This window comes from Massilia sp. GER05 (genome assembly GCF_052056005.1).
Taxonomy (GTDB): Bacteria; Pseudomonadota; Gammaproteobacteria; order Burkholderiales; family Burkholderiaceae_D; genus Telluria; species Telluria orientalis.
The window spans coordinates 847,244-871,527 of the sequence record NZ_CP178858.1 but is presented as its reverse complement, the minus strand read 5'-3'; the positions used below and the strand labels follow the sequence as shown (position 1 = coordinate 871,527).

The 24,284-nt window shown below is 64.7% G+C and carries 19 protein-coding genes; 3 read left to right on the top strand and 16 right to left on the bottom strand.

Going from position 1 to position 24,284, the window contains the following annotated elements; all coding sequences use genetic code 11:
- Positions 1-53: 53 nt before the first annotated feature.
- Both istB and istA read right to left on the bottom strand, forming a co-directional pair.
- Positions 54-839, bottom strand: coding sequence for an IS21-like element helper ATPase IstB (istB, locus tag ACL58G_RS03830; protein ID WP_413382469.1), 786 nt, complete (start codon positions 837-839; stop codon positions 54-56).
- Positions 836-1,915, bottom strand: a complete 1,080-nt coding sequence (gene istA, locus ACL58G_RS03825) for an IS21 family transposase (RefSeq protein ID WP_440962794.1) — start codon at positions 1,913-1,915, stop codon at positions 836-838. Before istA ends, istB begins: the two co-directional genes overlap by 4 nt.
- Before the next feature lie 256 nt (positions 1,916-2,171).
- Between istA and ACL58G_RS03820 the strand changes: the two genes are divergently transcribed.
- The gene (locus ACL58G_RS03820; RefSeq protein WP_413380616.1) at positions 2,172-2,618 is read left to right on the top strand and encodes a hypothetical protein; all 447 of its coding nucleotides are present in this window, start codon (positions 2,172-2,174) and stop codon (positions 2,616-2,618) included.
- A gap of 525 nt (positions 2,619-3,143) precedes the next feature.
- Here the strand turns inward: ACL58G_RS03820 and ACL58G_RS03815 are convergent.
- Together ACL58G_RS03815 and ACL58G_RS03810 are read right to left on the bottom strand one after the other, a co-directional pair.
- A complete protein-coding gene (locus tag ACL58G_RS03815) occupies positions 3,144-3,509 on the bottom strand; it encodes a hypothetical protein (protein ID WP_440965256.1) in 366 nt (121 codons plus the stop codon).
- Between the two features lie 21 nt (positions 3,510-3,530).
- Positions 3,531-5,264, bottom strand: a complete 1,734-nt coding sequence (locus ACL58G_RS03810) for a UbiA family prenyltransferase (RefSeq protein ID WP_440965254.1) — start codon at positions 5,262-5,264, stop codon at positions 3,531-3,533.
- 450 nt (positions 5,265-5,714) lie between these two features.
- Here ACL58G_RS03810 and ACL58G_RS03805 point away from each other — a divergent pair, with 450 nt between their 5' ends.
- Positions 5,715-7,283, top strand: a complete 1,569-nt coding sequence (locus tag ACL58G_RS03805) for an acyl-CoA ligase (AMP-forming), exosortase A system-associated (RefSeq protein WP_440967948.1) — start codon at positions 5,715-5,717, stop codon at positions 7,281-7,283.
- The gene (locus ACL58G_RS03800) at positions 7,280-8,524 is read left to right on the top strand and encodes a pyridoxal-dependent decarboxylase, exosortase A system-associated (RefSeq protein WP_440965252.1); all 1,245 of its coding nucleotides are present in this window, start codon (positions 7,280-7,282) and stop codon (positions 8,522-8,524) included. The genes ACL58G_RS03805 and ACL58G_RS03800 overlap by 4 nt, the downstream gene beginning before the upstream one ends.
- Here the strand turns inward: ACL58G_RS03800 and ACL58G_RS03795 are convergent.
- From ACL58G_RS03795 to ACL58G_RS03740, 12 genes are read right to left on the bottom strand one after another with little or no spacing between them, the layout of a single operon-like run.
- Positions 8,521-9,858, bottom strand: a complete 1,338-nt coding sequence (locus tag ACL58G_RS03795; protein WP_440965250.1) for a putative O-glycosylation ligase, exosortase A system-associated — start codon at positions 9,856-9,858, stop codon at positions 8,521-8,523. The two genes, ACL58G_RS03800 and ACL58G_RS03795, sit on opposite strands and share 4 nt — an antisense overlap.
- 9 nt (positions 9,859-9,867) lie before the next feature.
- The gene (locus ACL58G_RS03790) at positions 9,868-11,775 is read right to left on the bottom strand and encodes an XrtA/PEP-CTERM system amidotransferase (protein WP_440965248.1); all 1,908 of its coding nucleotides are present in this window, start codon (positions 11,773-11,775) and stop codon (positions 9,868-9,870) included.
- Positions 11,776-11,817: 42 nt separating this feature from the next.
- Entirely contained in the window at positions 11,818-12,984 is a 1,167-nt protein-coding gene (locus tag ACL58G_RS03785) for a TIGR03088 family PEP-CTERM/XrtA system glycosyltransferase (protein WP_440965246.1), read from the bottom strand.
- A gap of 13 nt (positions 12,985-12,997) precedes the next feature.
- Positions 12,998-14,215 (bottom strand): TIGR04063 family PEP-CTERM/XrtA system glycosyltransferase, encoded by a 1,218-nt coding sequence (locus ACL58G_RS03780; RefSeq protein ID WP_440965245.1) that lies wholly within the window; start codon positions 14,213-14,215, stop codon positions 12,998-13,000.
- A 31-nt stretch (positions 14,216-14,246) separates the two neighbouring features.
- Positions 14,247-15,809 (bottom strand): exosortase A, encoded by a 1,563-nt coding sequence (gene xrtA, locus ACL58G_RS03775; RefSeq protein ID WP_440965243.1) that lies wholly within the window; start codon positions 15,807-15,809, stop codon positions 14,247-14,249.
- A complete protein-coding gene (locus ACL58G_RS03770) occupies positions 15,800-17,002 on the bottom strand; it encodes a TIGR03087 family PEP-CTERM/XrtA system glycosyltransferase (RefSeq protein ID WP_440965242.1) in 1,203 nt (400 codons plus the stop codon). The genes xrtA and ACL58G_RS03770 overlap by 10 nt, the downstream gene beginning before the upstream one ends.
- A 3-nt stretch (positions 17,003-17,005) precedes the next feature.
- Positions 17,006-18,103: a FemAB family XrtA/PEP-CTERM system-associated protein gene (locus ACL58G_RS03765; RefSeq protein WP_413380598.1), complete on the bottom strand. Its 1,098-nt coding sequence runs from the start codon at positions 18,101-18,103 to the stop codon at positions 17,006-17,008.
- On the bottom strand, positions 18,100-18,984 hold the full coding sequence (locus ACL58G_RS03760) for an XrtA system polysaccharide deacetylase (RefSeq protein WP_413337311.1): 885 nt from the start codon (positions 18,982-18,984) through the stop codon (positions 18,100-18,102). Before ACL58G_RS03760 ends, ACL58G_RS03765 begins: the two co-directional genes overlap by 4 nt.
- Complete coding sequence (locus ACL58G_RS03755; RefSeq protein WP_440965239.1) at positions 18,981-20,066, bottom strand: XrtA/PEP-CTERM system-associated ATPase; 1,086 nt, start codon at positions 20,064-20,066, stop codon at positions 18,981-18,983. The genes ACL58G_RS03760 and ACL58G_RS03755 overlap by 4 nt, the downstream gene beginning before the upstream one ends.
- A gap of 17 nt (positions 20,067-20,083) precedes the next feature.
- Entirely contained in the window at positions 20,084-21,667 is a 1,584-nt protein-coding gene (locus ACL58G_RS03750) for a TIGR03016 family PEP-CTERM system-associated outer membrane protein (RefSeq protein WP_413337313.1), read from the bottom strand.
- Complete coding sequence (locus ACL58G_RS03745) at positions 21,648-22,589, bottom strand: XrtA-associated tyrosine autokinase (RefSeq protein WP_413337314.1); 942 nt, start codon at positions 22,587-22,589, stop codon at positions 21,648-21,650. The genes ACL58G_RS03750 and ACL58G_RS03745 overlap by 20 nt, the downstream gene beginning before the upstream one ends.
- A 16-nt stretch (positions 22,590-22,605) precedes the next feature.
- On the bottom strand, positions 22,606-24,150 hold the full coding sequence (locus ACL58G_RS03740; protein WP_413337315.1) for an XrtA system polysaccharide chain length determinant: 1,545 nt from the start codon (positions 24,148-24,150) through the stop codon (positions 22,606-22,608).
- Between the last annotated feature and the right edge of the window lie 134 nt (positions 24,151-24,284).

The window sequence follows — 24,284 nt, the reverse complement described above, 5'->3', positions numbered from 1 at the left end:
TCATGCCAGCGATTTAAAACTGATACACCGCCGTCGCCGAACACCGTCCGTGTTCAGCCCAGTTCTGCAACGTCGTTCCCCCTCATCATTCCGGCCTGTCGCTGGTGTTTCAAGCGATAGCTTTCCCCTGCAATCGGCACGATATGCGCATGGTGCAGCAACCGGTCGAGCAGGGCCGCAGTCAGCGTCGTGTCCTGCGCGAAGGTCGTGTCCCATTGCCCGAACGGCAGGTTGCTGGTCACGACCAGGCTGCTGCGCTCGTACATGGCCGCGATCACCTGGAAGAACAAATTGGCCTGTTCCCGGTTCATCGGCAAGTAGCCGATCTCGTCGATGATCAGGAGCCGATATGCCTTGATCGCGCGGTGCATCACCGCCTTCAGATTGTTCTGCGTGTGCGCCGTCGTCAACGCCAGCAACAGGTCGGCTGCCGTCGTGAAGCGCGTCTTGATGCCGGCCTGCGTGGCCTTGTAACCGAGGGCCATTGCCAAGTGCGTCTTGCCCACGCCGCTGGGGCCGACCAGTACCACGTTTTCATGCCGTTCGACGAAGCCCAGGCCGGCCAACTCCTCGACCTGGCTGCGTTTGACGCCCTTGGCAAAGTCGTAGTTGAACTCATCCAGCGTCTTCACTGCCGGGAATCCGGCCAGCCGGGTCAGCGTGCTTTGCTTGCGCACATTGCGTCCAGCTACTTCCTCCCTCAGCAAGCCTTCCAGGAAGTCGCTGTAGGCCGTTCCCTGCTTGGCTGCCTTCTGGGTTGCGGCGCTGTAGCCCTGCGCCACGAACGGCAGGTTCAGGCTCTCGCACAGCGCCGCGATCCGCTCATGCTGCAGATTCATGCCACCACTCCTTCCGATACCCGCATCAGCAGCGCGTCGTAGACCTGCAGCGGATGCTGTACCGGAGAAGGTTGCGCGATCCGCTCCACCACTGCCGCCGGCCGTGGTGCCGCAGGCGCCGTTACTGCCGGTTGCGGCCGGGCTGCCGCAATGTCTGCCCGCCACGGTGCTGGCAGTGGCTGCAGGTGCTCCGACTCCCGCTTCAACGCCGCGGCTGGCGGCTCCCCGGTGGTGCCGTGGATGCGTGCATTGGCCACTTCTTGCAACCAGTGAGCCACTTCCACGTTGGCCGTTACGACATCAAGCTTCTGGCCGCTCTGCGCCAGCCGGCTCACCAGCGGCACGTAGAACGAACGGCGCAGATAACCGTTGAAGCGTTCGACCTTGCCCTTGGTCTTGGCACGGTACGGCTGGCACAGCTTGATCACAAAGCCGCTATGCCTGGCATAGTCCAGGAAGCCGGCATGGAAGCGGTGCTCGCCTTCGCCGTAAGCGTCGCGCTCCAGTACCACCGTCTTCATGTTGTCGTACAGGACCCGCCGCGTCACGCCACCGAAGGCAGCGAAAGCGCGCTCGTGGCAAGCGATCAGGGTTTCCACCTTCATGTTGCTGACGAACTCCACATAGCTGGCCCGGCTAAAGCCGAGCGTGGCGCAAAATGCATACAGCGGCGCGCTGCCCTTGCGGAACTCGACCCAGTCCACCTGCAGCTGCTCGCCCATCGCCGTCTCGAAACGCACCACCGGATCTACCGGCGGCGTCGGGCGCAGCGTGCGCATGAAGGCGCGCAGCTGGCTCATGCCGCCTTCGTAGCCGCGCGCTGCGATCTCACGGTACAGCACCGTGGCTGGAATCGTATCGGGCTGGGCGGCCTGCTGCCGATCCCTCAGATACCGCTCGAATTGCGCCAGCTTCGTCTGGCGCTTGACCTTGCGCTCGTACTTCGGCACGGCCTCCAGAGCCAGATGCCGGCGCACCGTGTTCACTGCGCAGCCGACTTCAGCGGCAATCTGCCGAAGGCTCAACCCATGCTTCTTCAGTAGCTTGACTTCCACGTACACCTCTTTGGGTTTCAAGGCCGCTCCGCAAAGCGGCCATCTTCTCAAATCGGTGTATCAGTTTTCAATCGCTGCCTGTATCAGTTTACAACCGCTGCTGACACGCCAACTGCTATACCAGCTGAATCTGCCGTGCGGCTGATTGAACAATGTCCATTCAGTGCACTTGTCATGCCTTCTGGCTTCTAATAGGCCATGCTGTGTTGAAATCCAGAATTGCGGAGCGTGCGCAGTTTTCATTAACGCAATTGCCTCTGCGCGAGCCTCTAATTGAGTGCCTCATGCTGAGAAGGCACGTCGTCTCGGTATATTCGATACTGTTATTGCGTCTGCCGAGCAGACAAACCTTAAAGGTATAGAGACGCTTGCTGCGATTCGAGATCATTATCCAGAGGATTTCGTCTATGCCGGCGATTGCAAGGCGGATCTGCCAATATGGGCGCAGGCCAGAGGAGCAGTTTTGGCCGGCACCTCGTCCAACGTTAGCTCTCAAGTGCGCAACTTGACCTCGGTTGAGCGCGAGTTCGTTCGTGACGCAACTGTGCGGGCGGAGTGGATGCATGCGTTGCGCATGCACCAGTGGGCAAAAAATTTGCTTCTCTTTGTGCCTTTGTTGACCGGTTTCAGCTTCTTTGACATCGAGAAGGTGTTTTCAGTCCTACCCACTTTCACCGCTTTCTCGTTCGCCGCCTCGGCAACCTATCTGGTGATTGATTTATAGGACCTCGATAACGATCGTACTTATTTGCGCAAGCGTCTTGTGCTGAGAGACAAATTGAGTTGGGCGTAGAATGCTGCCAAGGACAGCAACACCAGTCTATTTCCCCAGGTTCGAGATGATGACGGCTTTATCGCTAGTCTCGCTGAGGTTGGCCCAGATTGGCATGGATGCAAATCCGGGCAGATACAGGAGAACTCTGTAACTCCAGTCCGTCGGCGACTGGGAAAAACGGCACGAAAAACATCAACCGCAGGCGACGGATACAGGGAAGCCGTGAAGCGTCCTTATAGAATTGGACAGGTAAAGCTCATGGCGCTGTTGCCGAATCGAAGCGCCGCGTTATAAAAAATGCGGAAATTTGACCCAGTGCGACCGGGAATGCTGTGTAATTCAAGGGTCGGCAAAAGAAGGCCAAGCGCGAAGCAGATGCGCGTCCAGAAATAACGTGAATTAAAACTCTTGTTGGGAGCCATGATTCAATGTCCCAATTCGTGATTTCGACCCAAGGGAATTTGAGTCGTTAACTCAGCTTCGGCTTACCACAAAAACGCCAGTACAGATCAGCAGCGCGCCGCATACGCGCGGGACGCTGACTTGTTCGCCGAGAAAGACGCCGATGATCAGCGAGAGCGCGAACCCGAGTCCAACGAGAGGATACGCTTTGCTGACTTCCCAGCTTGAGAGAACTGCCAGCCACACGACCGCACCGACGCCATACAAAAGGAATCCCAATAGGACGAATTTATTGGTCGAGATGGCAATGCCGGACTGGACGTAGTCGGCATTCGACAAGGCTGCACGAACAACTGCGCTCGACATTCCGGCCTTCAACGAAAACTGTGCCATTACCGACAGGGCTATGCTGCCAATGGCGATCAGGAGGATATTCATGACAATTCCTGCATCGTGCTATTAGTTTGGCAAAATCTCGACAAAATGCCCGAACACCATTGCGCCAACGCAGATCGCGATGGTCAGACAACTGCCGCGGTTCTTGAGCGCGTAGACGATGGGATCGTCATGCATTTCGCCGCGCGCCGTCTTTATCCACAGTCGTGTCAGCCAGTAAATCAGACCCAGGGCGACAACCCACAACACTTCGGGCGTGGCGTAGCGTTCCCGCGTTACCGACGCCGAAACGAACAGGCAGAAAATGACGACGGACGACATTGCTGCGGCAACGCCCAGCGGCCACAGTACGACGAGATCGGTAGTCCGGTAATCGCGCCCTTTGGCAGCTTCGATGTCCGCGGAGCGAAGCGAAACGAGTTCCGAACAGCGCTTGACCAACGCCAGGCTGAAGAATATGAATACGGAAAAGGCGAGTAGCCATGGGCTCATCGGGGCTCCGATGGCCAATGCACCGGCAACGATGCGTACGGTATATAAAACGGCCAATGTCAGGACATCGAGCAAAACGTACTCTTTGAGGCGCCACGTATAGGCCGTCGTAATGACCACATACGTCAGCAGGACCAGCGAAAAGCTTGGCGACACGAATGTGGAGAGCAAGAATGCGCCGCTCATCAGCGCAATGGCGGCCCCGATGCCGTCGACGATTCTGATCGCACAGGAGGCAAACGGGCGCGCGCGCTTGCGGACGTGAGCGCGGTCGCTGCTCAGGTCCGAAAGATCGTTGACGATGTAGGTTGCGGACGCAGCGAACGAAAACGACAGAAACGCCAACAAAACCGTCAGCACGGCCGCAGTGCTTGAGAACGAAAATGCAGTCAACAGCGGCACGAAGATGAGCAGATTTTTCAGCCATTGATGCACGCGCAAAGCCTTGGCCCACGTTTTCAGTGGCGATTTCGCCGCGCGGAATTCCCGTTCCGTCGGAACGGATTGTCTGACTGCATGCGACACGCTGTCGCCGACGTCGACCAGTATGGCGGCATGGGCGCTACGCCAGATCGGCAAATCGACCTTGCTGTCGCCGGCGTACACAAAGGCGTGACCTACCTGTTCGCGTATCGCCGCCAGTTTACGTTCGCCCTTGAGATTGCAGTTGGCGTCTGAAGCGATCACCAGATCGAACAGCCCGATATGGGTAGCGACCGCGTGGGCAATCGATTGATGGGCTGCCGTGGCCAGCACAAGCTGGCGCCCGTCGGCCTTTTGTTCGGTAAGAAAGCGCAGGAGGTCATCACGATATGGCAGATTTCGCGCAGAAAAAGTGGTCGCACCAGCGACTTTTGCCTTGAAATAGGCTATTCCTCGCAACAACCAGAAGGGCAGCAGGAAGAGGTTCAGCGGAGCCTGTTTGATCAGCTGAAGGACACTCTCGACAAGTGTGTCGGTCGGCGTCAACGTGCCGTCCAGGTCGACCACCAACGGTGCAGCCCGTGCAATCATTGCATTGGTGTCTGGTGTAGCGAGCTCGGAGTTTCTTTGCATTTTCATATGCAGTTCGTCTTGAGTTATCGACGTCAAAGTGTTTCGAAATTTCCCCGCACAACCGATTGCGTGATGATGACTTGCTGATTCAGCGATATTCAGTTCGTGTTTGGAATTGCAGGGTCTTGAGCGCTGCTTGTCTATCGCACTGCCGACTAAGACAGCAGACATCACCGATTTTTTTACGTTACGTCGATCAGTCCGGTCAGCCCCTGCGGTCAAAGTGACCGGATTCCAGGTGCCAACCACGCGCAGAACACCTCGTCGGAACGTAGCAGGCGTTTTTCGACGGTCAGGAGGTTCGGCAGGACAGGAGAGGCTGCGATGCGGGCATATCGGTCCGGGCTCGTTCTTTGCAGTTTGCTAAGGACGAATATAAAGATGCTAACAGTAGGGAAAATGTAAGTCTAGTCCTATAGGATAACGGCGCATATTCCTAACAACATATCAGGGGCGTGCCGTAGACAAGACGTGCAGGGAGAGGCTTTACAACAACACACCTGGGGTCTGCAAGACGGCTTTGATGCGGCTTCAAGCGACGCTCGGGCACAAGACTGCACGACTGTTCCTGCTGACGCTGGCCGTTTGCCCTTGCCGTGACGCGCGGTTCATGCGAGCGCTTCCTCTACGACTCGGTAGGTCGAACTGGTAAGATTGGCATTTGCCCGATCACGCCTGCTGGCAGACCCCATGGCTTTGATGAACCACCTGATCCACGACTCCCTGTTCGAGACTGCGGCGCACACGCCCGCCGCCGAAGCGCTCGCGTACGGCGACAGGCGCTGCAGCTATGCGCAGCTGGCCGATGACGTGCGCGCCGTCGCCGCGCTGCTGCTGGACGCACGCCTGGAACCCGGCGCGCGCGTGGCCGTGTACATGGAAAAGCGTATCGAGAACGTGGCCGCCATGTTCGGCGCCGCAGCCGCCGGCTGCGTCTTCGTGCCCGTCAATCCGCTGCTCAAGCCCGAGCAGGTCGCGTACATCCTCGCCGACTGCAACGTGCGCCTGCTGGCCACGACGGCCGAACGCCTCGCGCAGCTGGCACCCGTCCTGGATCGTTGTCCGGACCTGCGTGCCGTGCTGCTGGCCGACGGCGACGCCGCGTCAGCATCGGCAGCATTGCCGGTGCTGGCGTGGCCGACACGCGCCGGCGCGGACGCCGTGCCGCACCGGCGCATCGACACCGACGTCGCCGCGATCCTGTACACATCCGGCAGCACGGGCCAGCCGAAGGGCGTCGTACTGTCGCACCGGAACATGGTCGCGGGCGCGCAGAGCGTGGCCAGCTACCTGGACCTGCGCAGCGACGACCGCCTGCTTGCCGTGCTGCCGCTCAGTTTCGACTACGGCCTGTCGCAACTGACGACGGCCTTCCTGCGCGGCGCCTGTGTCGTGCTGATGAACTACCTGTTCCCGAAGGACATCGTGACGATGGTTGCGCGCGAGCGCATCACGGGCCTCGCCGCCGTGCCGCCGCTGTGGATCGCGCTGGCGCGCCTCGCATGGCCCGCCGGTTGCACGCTGCGCTTCATCACGAATTCCGGCGGCGCCATGCCGGTGCCGACGGTGCAGGCGTTGCGCGAGATCCTGCCTGACACGCGGATCTTCCTGATGTACGGCTTGACGGAAGCGTTCCGCTCCACGTACCTGCCGCCGGAGGAAGTCGCGCGCCGTCCCGATTCGATCGGCCGCGCGATCCCGAACGCCGAGATCCTCGTCGTGCGCCCGGACGGCACGCCTTGCGATGCCGACGAGCCGGGTGAACTCGTGCACCGCGGCGCACTCGTCGCGCTGGGCTACTGGAACGACCCGGCGCGCACGGCGCAGCGGTTCCGCCCTGCGCCCGGCCAGGATCCGGGCCTGCCCGTGCCGGAACTCGCGGTGTGGTCGGGCGACACGGTGCGCCGCGACGCCGACGGTTACCTGTATTTCATCGGCCGCAGCGACGACATGATCAAGGTGTCCGGCTACCGCATCAGCCCCACCGAGATCGAATCCGTGCTGCACGCGACCGGCCTCGTCGCCGAGGTGGCCGCCTTCGGCATCGACCATCCGCAACTGGGCCAGGCGATCGCCGTGATCGCCGTGCCGGTGGAGGAGGGGGCCATCGACGGAGCCGCCCTGCTGGCCGAATGCAAGCGCCGCCTGCCGGCCTACATGGTCCCGGCCCGCATCGACCTGCGCGCCGGCCCGCTGCCGCGCAACCCGAACGGCAAGATCGACCGCAATTTGCTGCGCCAAACCCTGCACACGAACGAAGCCTCATGACAGACAGTAACCGCGACAAACCGCGTCACGCACCGCAGATCCACTTTCCCGTCGTCGACGACGTCCTGCAGGTCGGCGGCATTCCGCTGACCCGGCTCGCGCAGCGCGTGGGCCGCACGCCGTTCTTCGCCTACGACCGCGCCTTGTGCACGCAGCGCGTGCGCGACCTGCGCGCCCAGCTGCCGCAGGGCGTCCTGCTGCACTACTCGATCAAGGCCAATCCGATGCCGGCGCTCGTGCAGCACATGGCGGGCCTCGTCGACGGTCTCGACGTCGCGTCCGGCGGCGAGCTGAAAACGGCGCTGGATGCGGGCATGGCGCCGGCGCGCATCAGCTTCGCGGGTCCGGCCAAGCAGGAGGACGAGCTGGCGCAGGCCGTCGCGGCCGGCGTCTGCGTGAACGTGGAATCGGAGCGCGAACTGATCGCCCTCGCGCGCATCGGCGACGCGTTCGGCATCGCGCCGCGCATCGCGCTGCGCGTGAACCCCGACTTTGAACTGAAATCCTCCGGCATGAAGATGGGCGGCGGCGCCAAGCCGTTCGGCATCGACGCCGAAGAGGTGCCGCGCGTGCTGCGCCTGGCGGGGACGCTGAATGTCGACTTCCAGGGCTTTCACATCTTCGCCGGTTCGCAGAGCCTGCGCGCCGACGCCATCATCGACGCGCAGGCGCGCAGCATCGCGCTCGCGCTGCGCCTGGCCGAGGCGGCGCCCGTTCCCGTGCGCCAGGTGAACATCGGCGGCGGCTTCGGCATCCCGTATTTTCCGGGCGAGGAACGGCTCGACGTGGCGCCGATCGCGGCGCGCCTGGCGCCCGAGGTCGAAAAACTGACCGCGGCGCTGCCGCAGGCGCGGCTGGCGCTGGAACTGGGGCGCTACCTCGTCGGCGAATGCGGCGTGTACGTGGCGCGCGTCGTCGACCGCAAGGTCTCGCGCGGCGAAGTCTTCCTCGTGACGGACGGCGGCATGCACCACCACCTGGCCGCATCCGGCAACCTGGGGCAGGTCATCCGCAAGAATTATCCGGTCGCCGTGGGCAACCGCATGGCGGCCGTGGACAGCGGCCCGGCCAGCGTGACGGGGCCGCTGTGCACCCCGCTCGACATCCTGGCCGACCGCATGGAGCTGGCGCATGCGCAGGTCGGCGACCTGATCGTCGTGTTCCAGTCGGGCGCCTACGGCCCCACGGCCAGTCCGGGCGCCTTCCTGGGACACCCGGCGCCGCTGGAAGTGCTGGTCTAGCGCTTGCGGGGCGTTGGGGCCGGCGTCGCCAGCTTCCCGGCGCCCGCCTGCGCCTTGCGGCGCGACAGGAAGGGCAGGCGCAGCGGCGGCGTGTTGTCCGGCTGCGGTGCGATGAACAACACCTTCTCGAGGCACACGAGGATCGCCAGGACATAGTACGGCAGGTCGTAATAGGCCATCGCGAGGAACGCGCCCGCCGTCATGTAGCCGATGATGCTGACCTGGCACATCCGGGCGGTCGTAGCGGCCCAGGCGAGCTCCGGATCCTTGCCGCACTTTTTCACGATGCGCGAACCGGTGCGCCACGCGAAGAAGAACATCAGCAGGTACAGGATCAGGCCGAAGTAGCCGTGCTCCCCCAGTACCTGGAAGTAGATACTGTGGGCGACAAAGAACACAGTGGGATCGGGTGCGTACAGCTGGAAGATCTGCGGCGTGAACGTGGCAAAGCCGCCGCCGAGCGGCAGGTGGTTGGCGACGTTGATCGCGAAGCCCCAGGAGTTGATGCGGCCAAGCGCGGAGGCGTCTTCCTTGTAGTTGTCGATGGAATGCATCCGGTCCATCCAGGCGGACGGCATTGCGACGAGGAGCAGCGGAATCGCCAGTGCGAATAGCATGCCGGTCTTGACCTTCGACGTTGATTTCAGCCACAGGAACAGCGCCATCGCCGTACCGCCCAGCAGCGCGCCGCGTGAATACGAACCGATGACGGAGACGCCGGTAAGGATCGCGACGGCGATGGCAGCGCGCTTCGTCCATTTGGTCGGCGCGAACGAGGACACTGCTACGATCAGCGGAATGCTTGTCACCATGGCCAGCGCCAGGGTGTTGTTGTCGCCGATATAGGTGCCTTGCGGGCCGATCAGGCCATTATGGCCGCCCGTCATGATGGTCCAGAGTCCGCCCTTGAAACCCCAGAAGCCCAGTGCCGCGGCGACGGTCAGGATCAGCGCCTTCGCGTCGTTGACGGTACGGGTGACGGCAATCGTCAGGAGGACGATCAGCATCGTCTTCATGACGGTATTCCACTCATCCCAGGCACCGGCCTGGTTGAGCGCGAACACGGCCGTCAGCGTGACCCAGAAGATCACGATCGTCAGCTGGACGACGACCGGCGTGAACGGGAGTTTTTTCTGTTCTTTCGAAAACAGGGCGGACAGCAGCGTGACCACCGCCATGATCATCGCGAACGGAAACGTACCGGCGAAGCCATAGGTCAGCCTGTGTGGATTCATCAGGCTGAAGACTGCATACACCAGCACGCCCACGATAGGGCGCTTGAGTGCGAACGGGATGCTGGCCAGCATCGCCATGAGAAGGATGACGTCGCGCATGTTACGTCCTCATGTCCCTGCGCTGACCCGCAGGAACGCGTCGAACATCATCAGCGACCACAACGCCACGCTGTGATCGGCCGTGCCGGCGTGGTGCTCGGCCACCAGCTTTTCCAGGTAGCGCCGGTTGAAGATGCCGGTATCGACCAGGCGCGCGCCCAGCACGGCCTCGCGCACGGCGTCGCGCAGCGGGCCGCGCAGCCAGGCCGCCAGCGGGATCGAGAAGCCCTTCTTGGCGCGGTACATGATGTCGTGCGGCAGGTGCGGTTCCAGCGATTTTTTCAGGATGTACTTGCCTTCGCCGCCGCGCAGTTTCAGGCTCGGGGGCAGCGTCGCCGCGTATTCGCAGAATTCGTGGTCGAGCAGCGGCACGCGCACTTCCAGCGAGTGGGCCATGCTGGCGCGGTCGACCTTCGTCAGGATGTCACCCGGCAGCCAGGTCTTGAAGTCGAGGTACTGGATCAGCGACAGCGGATCGTCGGTCGGCGCCTCCTTGGCGTGCGCGCGCATCACGTCGATCGCGCGGTAGCCTTGCAGGTCGCTTCGGAACGTATCCGAGAACAGCAGGTCGCGCTGGCGGTCCGGCAGGCGCGACACGCCGTGGAAGTAGCCCTCCACCAGGTCGCGCGCAATGGACTCGAACGTCGTCTTGGCGCGGAACACGCGCGGTGCCCAGTCGGCCTTCGGGTACAGGCTGCCCAGGGTGCCGAACAGCGGCTTCCTGATCGCTTCCGGCACCTTCGAGCGCACGCTGTGCTCGGCCATCGCGAAGCGGTAGCGGCGGTAGCCCGCGAAGTTCTCGTCGCCGCCATCGCCCGACAGCGCCACCGTCACGTGGTGGCGCGCCAGCTGGCACACGCGGTAGGTCGGGATCGCGGAGCTGTCGGCGAACGGTTCGTCGTACAAATGCGCGAGCGTGTCGATCAGGCCGTAGTCGTCCTTGTCGACGATCTGCGCGTGGTGGTGCGTGCGGTAGCGCTGCGCCACCTGCATCGCATACTGGGTCTCGTCGAATTCCGGATCGTCGAAGCCGATCGAGCACGTCGTCACGCCTTCGCTGACCGTGCCGTCACGCTCGCCGGCCATCATCGCGACCACGGCGCTGGAATCGACGCCGCCGGACAGGAAGGCGCCCAGCGGCACCTCCGCTTCCATCTGGCTCTTCACCGCTTCGCGCACGCGGTCGATCAGCTCCGCCTCGACGTCCGCTTCCGGCCGCGCCGGCGCGACGTTGAACGACAGATCCCACCAGCGCTTCGGCTGCACGGCACGGTCGCCGACCTTCAGCAGGATCGAATGGCCGGGACTGAGTTTATAGGCGTTGTGGAAGATCGTGTTCGGCTCCGGCACGTAGCCGTAGGCGAAGTAATCCTCGACGGCGCGCGGGTTCAGCTTGCGCGACAGTTCGGGGAAGGTCATGATCGACTTCAGTTCCGAGCCGAACACAAACAGGCCGCTGGGCAGCAGCGAATAGAACATCGGCTTCACGCCCACGTGGTCGCGCGCGAGGAACAGCGTCTGCTTCCTGCGGTCCCATACGGCGAACGCGAACATGCCGCGCAGCCGGCGCACGCAGTCCTCGCCCCATGCGATCCACGCGTTCATGACGACTTCCGTGTCCGACTTCGTGCGGAACACGTGGCCCAGCGCGACCAGTTCGTCGCGGAGCAGCCGGTAGTTGTAGATTTCTCCGTTGAACACGAGGGCCACGTCGCGTGCGGCGTTCAGGAACGGCTGCTGGCCCGTGGCCACGTCGATCACGGACAGGCGGCGGTGGCCCATGCCCAGGGCTTTTTCCAGATACAGCTCGCCTTCGTCGGGACCGCGATGGTGCTGGCTTTCGTTCATGCGCCGCAGCGCTTCGCGGTCGATCTCCCGGTTGCCCTGGGTGTCAAAGATTCCGACTATTCCGCACATGGTGTTGGCTTTCTTGCTTGTAGAGGGTGAAACGGTAACGCGTCAGTGTGCCTTGTTTCGGCAAAGTCCGTCGTACAGCGCGCCGTACGCGGCCACCATGGCGCGCAGGCTGAAACGGTCTTCCACGCGCGCGCGGGCAGCAACGCCGTGGGTGGTACGCAGGTCGGCATCCTGGGCGTAGCGCGCCAGCGCGGCCGTCAATGCGTCGACGTCGCCGACCGGCACCAGCAGGCCCTGCACCCCTTCGTCGACGACTTCCGGAATGCCGCCGACGCGCGAGGCGACGACGGGCAGGCCGCATGCCATCGCTTCCAGCATCGAGACGGGCGTGCCTTCCGCCAGCGAGGGCAGGGCGAAGATCGAGAACGTGTGCAGCACCGCGGCGATGTCGGCGCGTGCGCCGGGCAGCCACACGGCGCCGTCGAGACCGAGCTGCGCGACCTGTTCGCGCACGGCCGCCAGCAGCGGGCCGTCGCCGACGATCGCCAGCTTCAGGCGCGGCGCGAGTCGAGGCAGCTGATTGCGCAGCCGCGCGAACGCGTCGACGAGGGCGCGGTGGTTCTTGACGTCCTGCACGCGCGCGACGGTGCCGATCACGATGTCGTCCGCGCTGAAGGGCGCGTCCGCCGCGGGCGTGCCGCCGGGCGCATACTTGTCCGTGTCGACGCCGTTCTTGATGAACAGCGTCTTCGCGGTGGGGATGCGCACGACGTCGCCGAGCCAGCGGTTCAGGTCTTCGGAGACGGGAATGAAGCGGTCGACGAACGGCACCAGGCGGCGGCGCAGGAAGTTGTGCTTCGGGTTCAGGCCGTGCGGGTCGCTCGCGTCGCGGCCGTGTTCCGCGTGGATGCGCACGGGGACGCCGGCCAGCGTCGCCGTGAACGCGTATTCCAGCGCGGCCAGGTTGTACGTGTGCAGCACGGTGGGGCGCAGGCGCCGCATCAGGCGCCAGAACGTCAGGTGCGTGCCGAGGCCGAGGCCCGGCGGCTTGCCGAGCGCGTGCAGTTCGACGTCGCGGCGGGCGATGCGGTCGGCGAACGACGTGTAGGTCGTCAGGCAGACGACGGCGTGGCGCCACGCCGGCATGCGGTTGATGCAGTCGACGAGCAGCGTCTCCAGGCCGCCCACGCCGAGCGAATACACGAGGTGCACGACCAGCGGCCGGGTGTCGACGCCGGCCGGGGTGAGTGCAGGAGCCGGTGCATTCATCGTCGCAGTTCCATCATGCCGCCAGCGCCTTCTTCGTCAGGCGACCGTAGATGGCGGGGTAGCGGCCCACGCTGGCTTTCCAGTTGCGTTCCGTCTCGACGTAGTGGCGGCCGGCCTGGCGCAGCTGCGGCCACGTGTCCTGCGCGGCGAGCAGCGCGCCGACCTTGTCGGCCAGCGAGTCCGGATCGTCGGCGCGGAACAGCACGCCGGTCTTGCCGTCGGCGATCAGCTCGAGGTGGCCGCCGACGTCGGAGGCGGCCAGGATGCGGCCCTGCGCCATCGCTTCCAGCGGCTTGAGCGGCGTGACGAGGTCCGTCAGGCGCATCGACAGGCGCGGGTACACGAGCACGTCGAGCAGGTCGTAGTACTTGTTGACCTGGTCGTGCGGCACGCGGCCCGTGAACACGATTTTGTCGGCGATGTTCAGGTCTTTCGCCATCTGGCGCAATTGCGCATCCTGCGGGCCGCCGCCGACGAGCAGCACGCGCAGGTCCGGCATGCGCGCGACGAGCGTCGGCACGGCGCGCAGCAGCACGTCCAGGCCTTCGTAGGCGTAGAACGAGCCGATGAAGCCGATCAGGCGCGAGCCGGCGAGGCCCAGCTGTTCCTTCAGTCCGAAGTCGGGCGTGCCGCCCATCGAGAATTTCTCGATGTCGACCGCATTCGGGATCACCGTGACCTTGTCGGCCGGGACGCCGCGCGCGACGATATCCTTGCGCAGGCCTTCGCAGATCGTGGTGACGGCGTCGGCCTGCTTCAGCGCATAGGTCTCGAGCGCGCGTGTGAGGCGGTAGCGCAGGCCGTTCTCCGTGCTGGTGCCGTGGTCGACGGCGGCGTCTTCCCAGAACGCGCGCACTTCGTACACGACGGGGATGTTGAAGCGCTTTCCGGCGCGCAGCGCGGCGATCGCGTTCAGCGACGGCGAGTGCGCGTGCAGGACGTCCGGTTTCACGAGCGGGATGATCTCGGCCAGGCGCTTGGCCAGGCCGTCGATCACGTTCACCTGGTTCAGCACGGGCATCTTCGCCAGCGCGCCCTTCGATTCCGGCGTGCGGTAGAAGTGCAGGCCGTCGACGGTTTCTTCCAGCATGTCGCCGGAATTCTGCTTGGCGCCGGTGACGTGGAAGGTTTCCCAGCCGAGCGCGCGTTGTTCGCGCAGGATCGAACGGGTGCGGAAGGTATAGCCGCTGTGCAGCGGGATCGAGTGGTCGAGGACGTGCAGTACACGCATGGTCGTTTTCCGTTCTGGTTGTCGCGTTGTGTTATTGGCGGGTGCGGGTCGCGTTCAGTGCCTGGTCCAGTGCCGGGCCCTGTTCGGCCAGGAAGCGGTGCAGCGCGGCGCGTGCCCGCTCCTTGTCGTTCTCGTACGGGACGGCGAGCATCACGGCGGCGCCGTCGTCGCCGCGCAGCATCGCCTTGTTCGCGGCCTGCCACAGCTTGCCGACTGGGTCGCTGCCCGTGTAATGACCGCCGACCCATTTGAACGACCAGACCATGATCGCGCTCTGCGGCGTGCGCAGGATGCCTTCGTGCAGCGTGACCGGCGTGCCGGCGACGGTCTCGGCACGCGACGTGCCTTCGACCTCGTGCCAGGCATCCTCGTAGCCGTTCAGGCGGTTCATGGAGCTGATCAGGTTCTTGTCCGGGTTCTGGTTGCGGTAGTACAGGACGGTCAGGCTGACGGGCACGCCGCCGGCCTGGTAGGCGCGGTGGAAACGCGCATCCGGTTCCATGTAGAAGGGCTTCCAGTCCGCGAAGTCGGCCGCGGCCGGCGCCGTCACGGCGACGTCGGCCAGGCGCACGGGGGCCGGGTTGTGGTTGGCGCGCTCGCCCACCAGCGCCAGCGCGGGCCAGAACGCGCACACGAGCAGCACGCCGATCACCATCGCCGGCAGGCGGCGTGGCGTGCCGGCGGCGCGCGGCGCGGATGCGGACGTGGCCGCGGTCGCGGAGGCGGAAGCCGGCGTGGCGACGGTGTCTTCGCGCCAGAAGCTGCCGATCCAGAACATGACGAACATGACGAGACCGAAGAACAGCCAGCCGTAGATGATGTGGTCGACGCCGGTCGCCAGCTCCATGCCGGACAGGTGGCCGATCATCACGATCATGTAGGCGCGCAGGCCGTTGGCGATGACCGGGACGATGACCGACAGGCCGATGAACAACGCGCGCCGGAGCGCGGACCGGTAGGTGAGATAGGCGTACAGGCAGCCCAGCGTGATCGAGGAAATCAGGTAGCGCACGCCGCTGCAGGCTTCCACCACGGACCAGCTGCCGGTCGGCAGTTCGAAGCGCGTGCCGCTGCGCAGCACGGGGATGCCGGTGGCGCGCACGGCCCACACCGTGAAGTCGGCCGTGAACTGGATCAGCGGGCCCACGAAGATTTCGCCGAACGGCACCGCGAACAGCAGGAACAGCAGGGGGAAGGCGAGCGAGCCGGCCAGGCGCGGGCCGAACAGGGCCAGCGCGGCGACGGGGAACATCGCGACGAACGAGTATTGCGACACGACCTGCACCTCGCCCAGCTGGGCCGCGAGCCAGCCGGCGCCGAGGACGCCCAGCAGGAGCAGCGCGGGCGGCCAGGGCTGCGGCGGGTACAGGCTGAAATTCTCGCGCCGGCGCCAGATGAGCCACAGGCTGATCGGCAGGATCACGTAGCCGTGGGCGAAGGTTTCGGAACTGTTCCACACCGAGACGATCGAGCGCACGGTGCCCAGGTACAGCAGGAACGGCGCGAGCAGGGCCAGCGCGATCAGCGCCGTGCCCTGGCGCGAGATGGGAGCGGAAGTGGCGTTGATCACGCCGGGCGGCGGTTTCAGGAACATTCGAGACTCTCTCCAATACAGGCCAGGTTGCTGGACCAGCTGTAGCGGCGCTGGACCTTGGCGCGGGCGGCGGCGCCGATCGCGGCGGCCGCGCTGTCCTGGCCGGCCAGCAGGGTGCTCACGGCGTCGACGAAGGCGCCGGCATCCTCGGCCAGTACCAGTTCGCTGCCCGGCACGGCGTCGATGCCTTCCAGCGCCTGCGGCGACACGACGACCGGCGTCGCCATCGCCATCGCTTCCAGCACCTTGTTCTGGATGCCGCGCGCGATCCGCAGCGGTGCCACCGACACGGCGGCATGCGCGATATACGGCCGCACGTCCGGCACGGTGCCCGTCACGACGACGCCCGGCAGCCTGGCCAGTTCCTGCACGGCCGGCGCCGGGCGCGAGCCGACGATGTAGAACTTCACGTCGCCGAAGCGTTCGCGCAGTCGCGGGAAGACGTCGGCCGCGAACCACTGCACGGCATCCACGTTCGGCCAGTAATCCATCGCACCGGTGAACACGAGGGCGCGCTCGTCCGGCGCGTACGGATTTGCATGCGGCTGCTCGGGCGAGAAGTAGTCGGTGTCGACGCCGTTGCTGAAGTGGCCGATCTTGGCGGTGCTTTCCGGCGCCAGCTGGCGGAACAGGTCCGCCTCCGGCGCCGAGACGAACAGCGACGCGTCGTAGTCGCGCGCCACGCGGCGTTCGTACGCCAGCAGCTGGCGCGCCTCGTAGCGGTACAGCCAGTTCATCGGCCACGATTTCTGTTCGGCGTACTGTCTCCACTTGTCCGAGTCGACGTCGCAGAAGTCGACGACGCGGCGCGCCGAGCGGTACGGGTCGGCGTACTGCGCCATCGCCGACGAGAACACGAGCACGCGCTCGATCTTGTGTTTCGCCACGGTGGCGTCGACCCAGCGCGCGAGCGAGGCGTCGCGGTAGTATTCGAGCGACAGCGAGCGGTTCTTCAGCAGCGCCTGCAGGCTGCGCACGCGCGCCACCAGGGGCTTCATGCCGGCGAAATGGCTGCTGGCGCACAGCGCCTCGACATGCGGCACGTACTGCCAGTCGTCGGGGTCGTCCACGAACGTGGCCAGGTGCACGTGGTAGTGCCGGGCCAGGTGCTTGAGCAGGTGGTACGAGCGGATCTTGTCGCCCTTGTTGGGCGGATACGGGATCCGGTGGATCAGCAGCAGCAGGTCTTCCATCGCTTACCCCAGGTTACGGACGATGTAGGGGCCCATGAAGTTCGCCACCGGCAGCGGCAGCTTCTTCCACATCTTGATGAACAGCTGGTATTTCGGGTTCAGCGGATTGTTGTCCGGCAGCGCGGTCGCGCCGTACAGCTTGTACTCGTACGGCAGGTGCTGCGCCGTGAAGCCCCAGTTCTTTTTAAAATCGTAGGCGCCGGTGCCCAGCTTGCTGCGGCCGAAGTCGAACAGCCGGCAGCCGCGCGCGCTTGCTGCCTGCATCAGGTTCCAGTACATGAAGTCGTTGCCGGCCACTTCGCGCGCGAGGTCCATGCCGCCGCCGTAATAGGGCACGACTTCGTCGCGCCAGTAGAACGACAGCACGGCGGCCACGAGGCGGTTGTCGTCCGTGACGATGGTGCGCACTTCGCACTCGTCGCCGAAGACTTCCTGCAGCATGGCGAAGTATTTTTTCGGGAACACCGGCGTGCCCAGGCGGTGCACGCTGTGGGCATAGGCTTCGAACATGCGGTCGACGTTGCTGTCGACCTCGCCGCGCAGGCCCAGCTTGATGCCCTTGCGGACCATCGCGCGCTGCTTGCGCGGGATGGCGTTCAGGTTGGCCTCGTCGTCGCCCGTGATCTCCTTGCGGAACGTGACGTACAACTCCTTCGTGTGCCAGCTGGCGTCGTCCGGGTGGAAGCGCTGCATGCCGCGGTATTCCAGGTGGCCGACGCCGAGCTTCTGCGCGAGTTCGTGCGCGGCCTGGTCGAGCATGGCGCGCGCCGCATCGTTCGTCGCGGCCGGGCCGCCGTACACGCAGAACGGCATCGCGCCCAGCGAGTGGCCGAACAGGCGGCTCCTGATTTCCGCGAGGGGGAGGACGCCGAGGATCTGGCCGTCCTGCTGCACGTAATAAAACCAGGTCTTGATGCCGAACGAGCCTTCGATGACCTTCTGCCAGCCGGACAGGTGGAAGAAGGTGGCGTCCGGGCAGGCGCGCACGAAGGCGTCCCAGCGGCCGTATTCGTGCGGCTGCAGCACGTGCAGGGTCATGGGCAAGGAGGCCATGACGGGAGCGGCCCGTTTGGCCTGTGCGGCTTCGATGATGGAGTTCATGGGCGGTTCAGGAAGATGTTGTCCATGCGGTCCCACGCGAAGTCGCGCGCGAGGGATTCGATACGGCGTTCCATCCGGTCGATGTTGATGTAATGGCGGAAGCGGGCCTTGGCGCCGAGGCCTTCGGGACGCGGCTGGCCGGGGTCGACTTCCCACGGGTGGAAGTAGAACAGGGCGGGCTGGCCATCCTCGCGGTTGACCTTGGCCATCATCCAGCGCGACAGCGCGTACGGCAGCAGGCGGAAGTAGCCGCCGCCGCCGGCCGGCAGGTTACGGCCCATCATCTGCACGGTCGTGATCGGGATTTCCAGCAGGCCGTCGGTGCCGTTCGGGTAGAACGCGAAGCGCGGCGCTTCCGGCATGCCGTAATGGTCGTGCACGACCGGGTAGATGCTGGAGCTGTAGCGGTAGCCGGCGTCGAGCAGCTCGTCGAGCGCCCACAGGTTGTCGCGGCCGATCGAGAAGCTGGGCGCGCGGTAGCCCAGCACGGCCTGGCCGCCGATGTCTTCCAGCAGCGCTTTCGCCGAGCGGATGTCGTTGGCGAATTCGGCGCGGGTCTGGTCCGAGGCACGCAGGTGGCCGTAGCCGTGGCTGGCCAGTTCGTGGCCGGCGGCGACGATGCGTTTCACCACCTGCGGATAGCGCTCGGCGATCCAGCCCAGCGTGAAGAAGGTGGCGCGCACGCCGTGGCGTTCGAACAGTCCGAGGATGCGATCCATGTTGGCTTCGACGCGGCATTCGCGCGTCGGCCAGCTGGCGCGATCGATGTAGGGGGCGAACGCGGAGACCTGGAAGTAATCCTCGACGTCGCAGGTCATCGCATTGCGGATGCGTTGTCCCGGGGCCGGCACGGGCCGCGGGGCGAGTTCGACCATGTTCATTCTTGATTATCCATAGGGTGGGTTACCGCCCCGTGGGGCGTGGCGACGATCTTCTTCAGGATCGACAGCACGGAAACGATCGATTTCTCCAGGCGCATCATGCGTTCGTCGAGCACTTCGACGCTGCTGGCGCGGCGCTCGCCGATGCGCTGGTCGATGGTGCGCAGTCCGGTCTTGTAGTCCGCGTCGCCATCGTCGTCGGGCAGGTGGCCCGGCAGCGTGTCCGGTGCCGGCGTGCCGACCGCCGGAGCGCCGGCCGGATCTGGCACCTGGAATTCTTCGCTGATGTCCTTGACGACGGTATTGATGTCCGGCTCGCCGAACGTGTGCATCTCTTCCAGGAAGCCCATCAGCAGCACGCGGTCCATCAGCGTGTTGACCTTGCGCGGGATGCCGCCGCTGTAGGCATAGATCGCGTCGTGCGCGCCATCGTCGAACGCCGGGTCGCCCTTCCAGCCGACGGTGGTCAGGCGGTGCTCGACATAGGCGCGGGTTTCCTGCGCATCCATCGGGCCCAGGTGGTAGCTGGCGATCACGCGCTGGCGCAGCTGCTGCATGCCGGGACTGTGCAGGGTGGCGCGGAATTCGGGCTGGCCGAGCAGGAAGGTCTGCAGCAGCGATTTGTCGTCGGTCTGGAAGTTCGACAGCATGCGCAGCTCTTCGACCGTGCGCGCGGACAGGTTCTGGGCTTCGTCGATCACGAGCAGGGCGCGCTTGCCCTGGTGGTCGACGTCGCACAGGAATTTTTCCAGGCGCGTGAGCAGGTCCGTCTTGCTGGCGCCCTCGTACGGCAGGCCGAAGGCCGAGACGACCATGCGCAGCGTGTCGTCCGGATCGAGGTGCGTGTTGACGATGTGGGCGGCCACGATCTGGTCGGACGGCAGCCGGTTGAACAGGTTGCGCACGAGCGTCGTCTTGCCCGCGCCGACTTCACCGGTGATGACGATGAAGCCCTCGCCCTGCGACAGGCCGTACTCGAGGTAGGCCATGGCGCGCTTGTGGCCTTTGCTGCCGAAGAAGAAATGCGGGTCCGGGCGCAGCTGGAAAGGTTTGGCGGATAATCCGTAAAAAGACTCGTACATCGTATGCCTCCGCGGGCTCAATACTGGACGGTAAGCGTCGCCACGATCGCGTTCTCGTGGTAGTCGCGGTTGTCGAATACGCCGGCGCGGCCTTTCGAGTGGCGCAGGTCGAGCGATCCGGTGGTCTTGGTGTCGAAGCGGCTGCTCAGTCCCATGCTCACCTGGCGGATGTCGTTGGTGACGCCGGTGCGCAGCGACTTGACGTTCACGCCGTACAGGCTCGCGTGGGCCGACGTGCGCGAGGACAGCTTGTAGTCGGCGCTCGCGCTGGCGCCTTTCTGGTCCGTGTCCTCGTTCAGGGTGCTCAGCTGCGACGGCAGCAGGGTGCTGTCTTCCTGCTGCAGCGACAGGGCGTTCATGCGTTCCTTGAACACGGTGAACAGCAGCGTGCTGCGCGCCCCGCGGAGCGTGGCGCCGCCCTGCAGGCGCTTGTTGCGCATGTAGCGGTTGCTCAGGTAGGGGACTGCGCTGGGCAGCGTGGGCGGCAGGCCCGCCTGCGCGATATAGGCCTGCACGATCTGCTGGCGCTGCACCGGATCGGGATAGCGGCTGACAAGCATCTGGTCCAGCATGGCGGCCGTATCGACCGCGGCCGGCAGCAGGAATTGCTGGCGCGACGTCGTGACGATGTCGGCATAGGTCACCGTCCACACGGTGTGCGGCGTGCGGTAGCTGGCGTCGAGCGAACCCGTGTTGCCGAAGTAACGGTGGCCGACCGTGGCCGCGATGCGCGTGCGGGTCGACGGTTGCCAGATGAAACCGGCGGACCAGCTGCGGCCGCGCGTCTTTTCGGAGAGCGCGCGGTATTCGTACTTGTCGTAGCCGACGCTGGAGGTCAGGCTCAGGTGCGACGTGGCGCGGTACTGCAGGCCGGCGAGGCTGTTCTCGTTGGTCGTCTTGCCCGTGCGCTGCGCGCTCATGTCCTGGTGCGAATAATGCACGTTCCAGCCGAGGTCGGGGAATGCGGGACCGCTGGTCACGTCGAACGCACCCGTGCTGGCCAGGCTGTTGCCGAAACCGCTGCCGGTGCCGCCTTCGACCGAATCGCGCTGGTAGCGGGCGTTCAGGGTGGCCGTCGTGCCGAACTGGTGGCGCACGTAAGGGCTGATGCTCCAGGTGCGGATGTCCGTGCCGTTGTTGGCCGTGTACGAATTGTTCGGCAGCGGGCCGAACGCCGACACGGCCTGGCGCGAGCCGCTCGCGCTGGTGTCCACGTACAGCCAGTCCTTGACGGCGATGGCATTGGCCGTGGCCTGGTAGCGGCGGTCGCTGTTGCGCGTGTTGCCGATGTCGTCGTTGCTATAGGCGAACTTGCGCCATTCCGCGCTCGCCGCGACCTTCAGGCGCGGACCGGTGCCGGTGATGCTCAGGCTGGGCGCCGCTTCGCTGATGAAGCTGCCGTGGGCCTGATCGTCCGCCTGGTTGCTCGCGTTGTCGGAATACGTTTCGCGCAACTGGATCGTGGGGGTGACCCGCCATTGTGCCCACGCCTGGTTCGACAGCAACAGTGCCGCCACTGCAAGCGGCGTGAGCCGGAGGGTGGCGCTGCGTGGCCATTTGACCGGCCGGTGGACGGACAAATTAGCCGTAGTGATAGTCATACGTTTCTTCGATGCCGGGGAACTCCCTGGTCTTGTTATAGATGAGATTGACGTTTTGATAGCCTTCCAGCTGGTGCAGTGCTTCCTTGACCGCGTGCTGGGTCGTCGTCTGGGCTTCGACCACCATGACGATCTGGCCCATGTGCGAGGCCAGCACGCGCGATTCGCTCGTCAGCAGCAGAGGCGGCGAGTCGAAGATCACGACGCGGTCCGGATAGCGGTGGGCGATCTCGTCCACCAGCGAGCTCATGGCCGAGCTGGCCAGCAACTCGGTCGCGCGCGGGGTGCTGGTGCCGGCCGGCAGGATCGACAGCGTGTCGACGTTGGTGCGCAGCATGACGTCGGCCATGTCGATCTTGTCGTCCAGCAGGATGTCCATCAGGCCGCGGTGCGCCGGCAGGCCGAGCGAGCGCAGCACCGACGGGCGCGCGACGTCGGCGTCGACGAGCAGCACCGTATGGTCGAGTTCCATCGCGATGCTCATCGCCAGGTTGATCGCGCAATAGGTCTTGCCTTCGCCCGGCAGCGAGCTCGTCACCATGATCAGGTTGCCCGGCTTCTCGCCTTCCGCGCGTTCGGCGAAGGCGCGCTGCAGCAGCGGACGCTTGATGACGCGGAAGTCTTCCAGCAGGCGCGTGCGGCCGCTGGCGGCGGTGACCATGCCCAGGTCGCGCATGCGGTTCAGGTCCAGCTCCACGCGGCGGGTCGAGAATTTTTGCGCCGGAGGCGCTTCAGCGGCGGCTGCGCTTGCCTGGGCCGCGGCGGCTTCTGCAGCCGGTGCCGCGTGCGCCGGCACAGTGGGCGCTACGACAGGCGCGTCCGCCTCGACGACGTCGACGGTGGCCGTTTCCGGCGTCTTGGCGACGGCGGGCGCGTTGCGCTGCAGGTCGATCCGGCTGGCCGCTTTTTCGATGATGCTCACGGTGTACTCCTTAATCTTAAAGCGTGGGACGGACCAGGATGGCAGCCATCCCGACGCCATAGGCGCCGAACAGCAGCAGGACCGAGCTCGCGAGAGCGACGAGGCGGCGCTTGCGCTTGACGGTCTGTTCCGGCGTCCAGTTCATGCCGATCGAACCCAGCACCGGCAGGCCGGTCACGTCGCGCAGCGTGCTCTGGCTCAGGAAGGTCGGACGCAGTTGGCTCATCAGGAACGCGACGGCCAGGCCGGCGACGAGGGCGCCGACGAACACCAGCGAGAACAGGCGCAGGCGGTTCGGGCCACTCGGGTGGTTCGGCACGGTCGGCGGATCGATCACGCGGAACTGCAGCATGTCGGTGGCGGACGACAGGTCGCCCGACAGGCGCGCCGACTCGCGGCGTTCGACCAGTTTCTGGTAGTTTTCGCGGTTGACGTTGTAGTCGCGGTTCAGCTGGGCGAACTGCGCTTCGATTTCCGGCGCCGTCGTGCTCTGGTTACGCAGGCGTGCCACGCGATTCTCGTATTCCGCGACGCGGGCGCGCATCGACGCCACGCGGGCCTCGGCCTGCGACAGCGACACGTTCAGCTGCTGCAGCATCGGGCTGTAGCTGGCGCCCGGGTCGAGACTGCGCTTCTTGTTCTTGGCGAGATCGGCCTTCTGCGCCATCAGCTGCTCGAGCAGGCGGCGGTTGGCGATCACGTCCGGATGCTGTTCCGTGTATTGCAGGCGCAGGTTGTCCAGGTTCTTCTGGGCCAGTGCGATGCGCGATTCCAGTTCCGGATCCACGAGGGCCGGGTCGACCGTCACGGTGCCCGGCTTGGCCGGTTCGCCGTCGATCTGGCGGCGGATCGCATTGCGCGCCTGTTCCGCTTCGGCCAGTTCCAGCCGGGCCTGGCTCAGCTGGTCGGTCGCCGTTTGCAGCTGCCCGCCGAAGTCGCCGGTACCGCTGCCGCCACCCGGCAGCATGCCGAGGTTCTTGAGCTTGAACTCTTTCAGCGAATTTTCGGCCGCGGCCAGTTTTTCCTCGTACGTCTTGATCTGGTCGTCGATGAACTGGACCGCCTTTTCGGAATCCTGTTTCTTGCCGCTGAAGCTGCCCTCGACGAAGATGGTGAGCAGGGACGACACGACGTCCTTGCCCAGTTTCGGATTGTCGGACATATACGTCAGCGTATAAATGTCGTCGCGCTCCGTGCCGGTGATCTTGATCTGCGATATCAGTTCATCGACGATCTTGTCGTGTTCCTTGCTGTCCTTGGCCTTGACGTCGAGGTCGACCATGCGCATCAAGCGCTCGACGTTCGGGCGGCTGATCAGCGTGCGGCGCATGAACGTGACCTGTTGCTCCAGGTTGGGCACGGTCGTCATATTCGAAAGCAGTGGCTTCAGAATACTTTGCGTGTCGACATACACGCGTGCCGACGCTTCGTACTGATTGGGCAGGCGCAATACCACCGCCCAGCCGATCAATGCGACAACCCAGGTGATGACGACGGCATGCCAACGGTATTTGCCAATCGCCTTGAGGAAGTTTAGAAGTACGGCTGTGATCTCTGCCATCTCGTCAGTCTCGCCATGAACGGCCCGTTACCCGTGGGGAAGAGGGGCCTAAAAAATAATCAAACATCTCGCATGATCGCTTGTACCCCGAGCAATTGCAATTACACGCGAGAAAAATATGGTGAGCTCATTCG

Coding starts and splice junctions, on each gene's coding strand:
- ACL58G_RS03770 (WP_440965242.1), bottom strand. CDS start 17,002: ATGGAAGACCTGCTGCTGCTGATCCACCGGATCCCGTATCCGCCCAAC.
- ACL58G_RS03765 (WP_413380598.1), bottom strand. CDS start 18,103: ATGAACTCCATCATCGAAGCCGCACAGGCCAAACGGGCCGCTCCCGTC.
- ACL58G_RS03780 (WP_440965245.1), bottom strand. CDS start 14,215: ATGCGTGTACTGCACGTCCTCGACCACTCGATCCCGCTGCACAGCGGC.
- ACL58G_RS03760 (WP_413337311.1), bottom strand. CDS start 18,984: ATGAACATGGTCGAACTCGCCCCGCGGCCCGTGCCGGCCCCGGGACAA.
- ACL58G_RS03795 (WP_440965250.1), bottom strand. CDS start 9,858: ATGCGCGACGTCATCCTTCTCATGGCGATGCTGGCCAGCATCCCGTTC.
- ACL58G_RS03785 (WP_440965246.1), bottom strand. CDS start 12,984: ATGAATGCACCGGCTCCTGCACTCACCCCGGCCGGCGTCGACACCCGG.
- ACL58G_RS03790 (WP_440965248.1), bottom strand. CDS start 11,775: ATGTGCGGAATAGTCGGAATCTTTGACACCCAGGGCAACCGGGAGATC.
- ACL58G_RS03815 (WP_440965256.1), bottom strand. CDS start 3,509: ATGAATATCCTCCTGATCGCCATTGGCAGCATAGCCCTGTCGGTAATG.
- ACL58G_RS03800 (WP_440965252.1), top strand. CDS start 7,280: ATGACAGACAGTAACCGCGACAAACCGCGTCACGCACCGCAGATCCAC.
- ACL58G_RS03740 (WP_413337315.1), bottom strand. CDS start 24,150: ATGGCAGAGATCACAGCCGTACTTCTAAACTTCCTCAAGGCGATTGGC.
- ACL58G_RS03755 (WP_440965239.1), bottom strand. CDS start 20,066: ATGTACGAGTCTTTTTACGGATTATCCGCCAAACCTTTCCAGCTGCGC.
- ACL58G_RS03805 (WP_440967948.1), top strand. CDS start 5,715: ATGAACCACCTGATCCACGACTCCCTGTTCGAGACTGCGGCGCACACG.
- istB (WP_413382469.1), bottom strand. CDS start 839: ATGAATCTGCAGCATGAGCGGATCGCGGCGCTGTGCGAGAGCCTGAAC.
- xrtA (WP_440965243.1), bottom strand. CDS start 15,809: ATGTTCCTGAAACCGCCGCCCGGCGTGATCAACGCCACTTCCGCTCCC.
- ACL58G_RS03750 (WP_413337313.1), bottom strand. CDS start 21,667: ATGACTATCACTACGGCTAATTTGTCCGTCCACCGGCCGGTCAAATGG.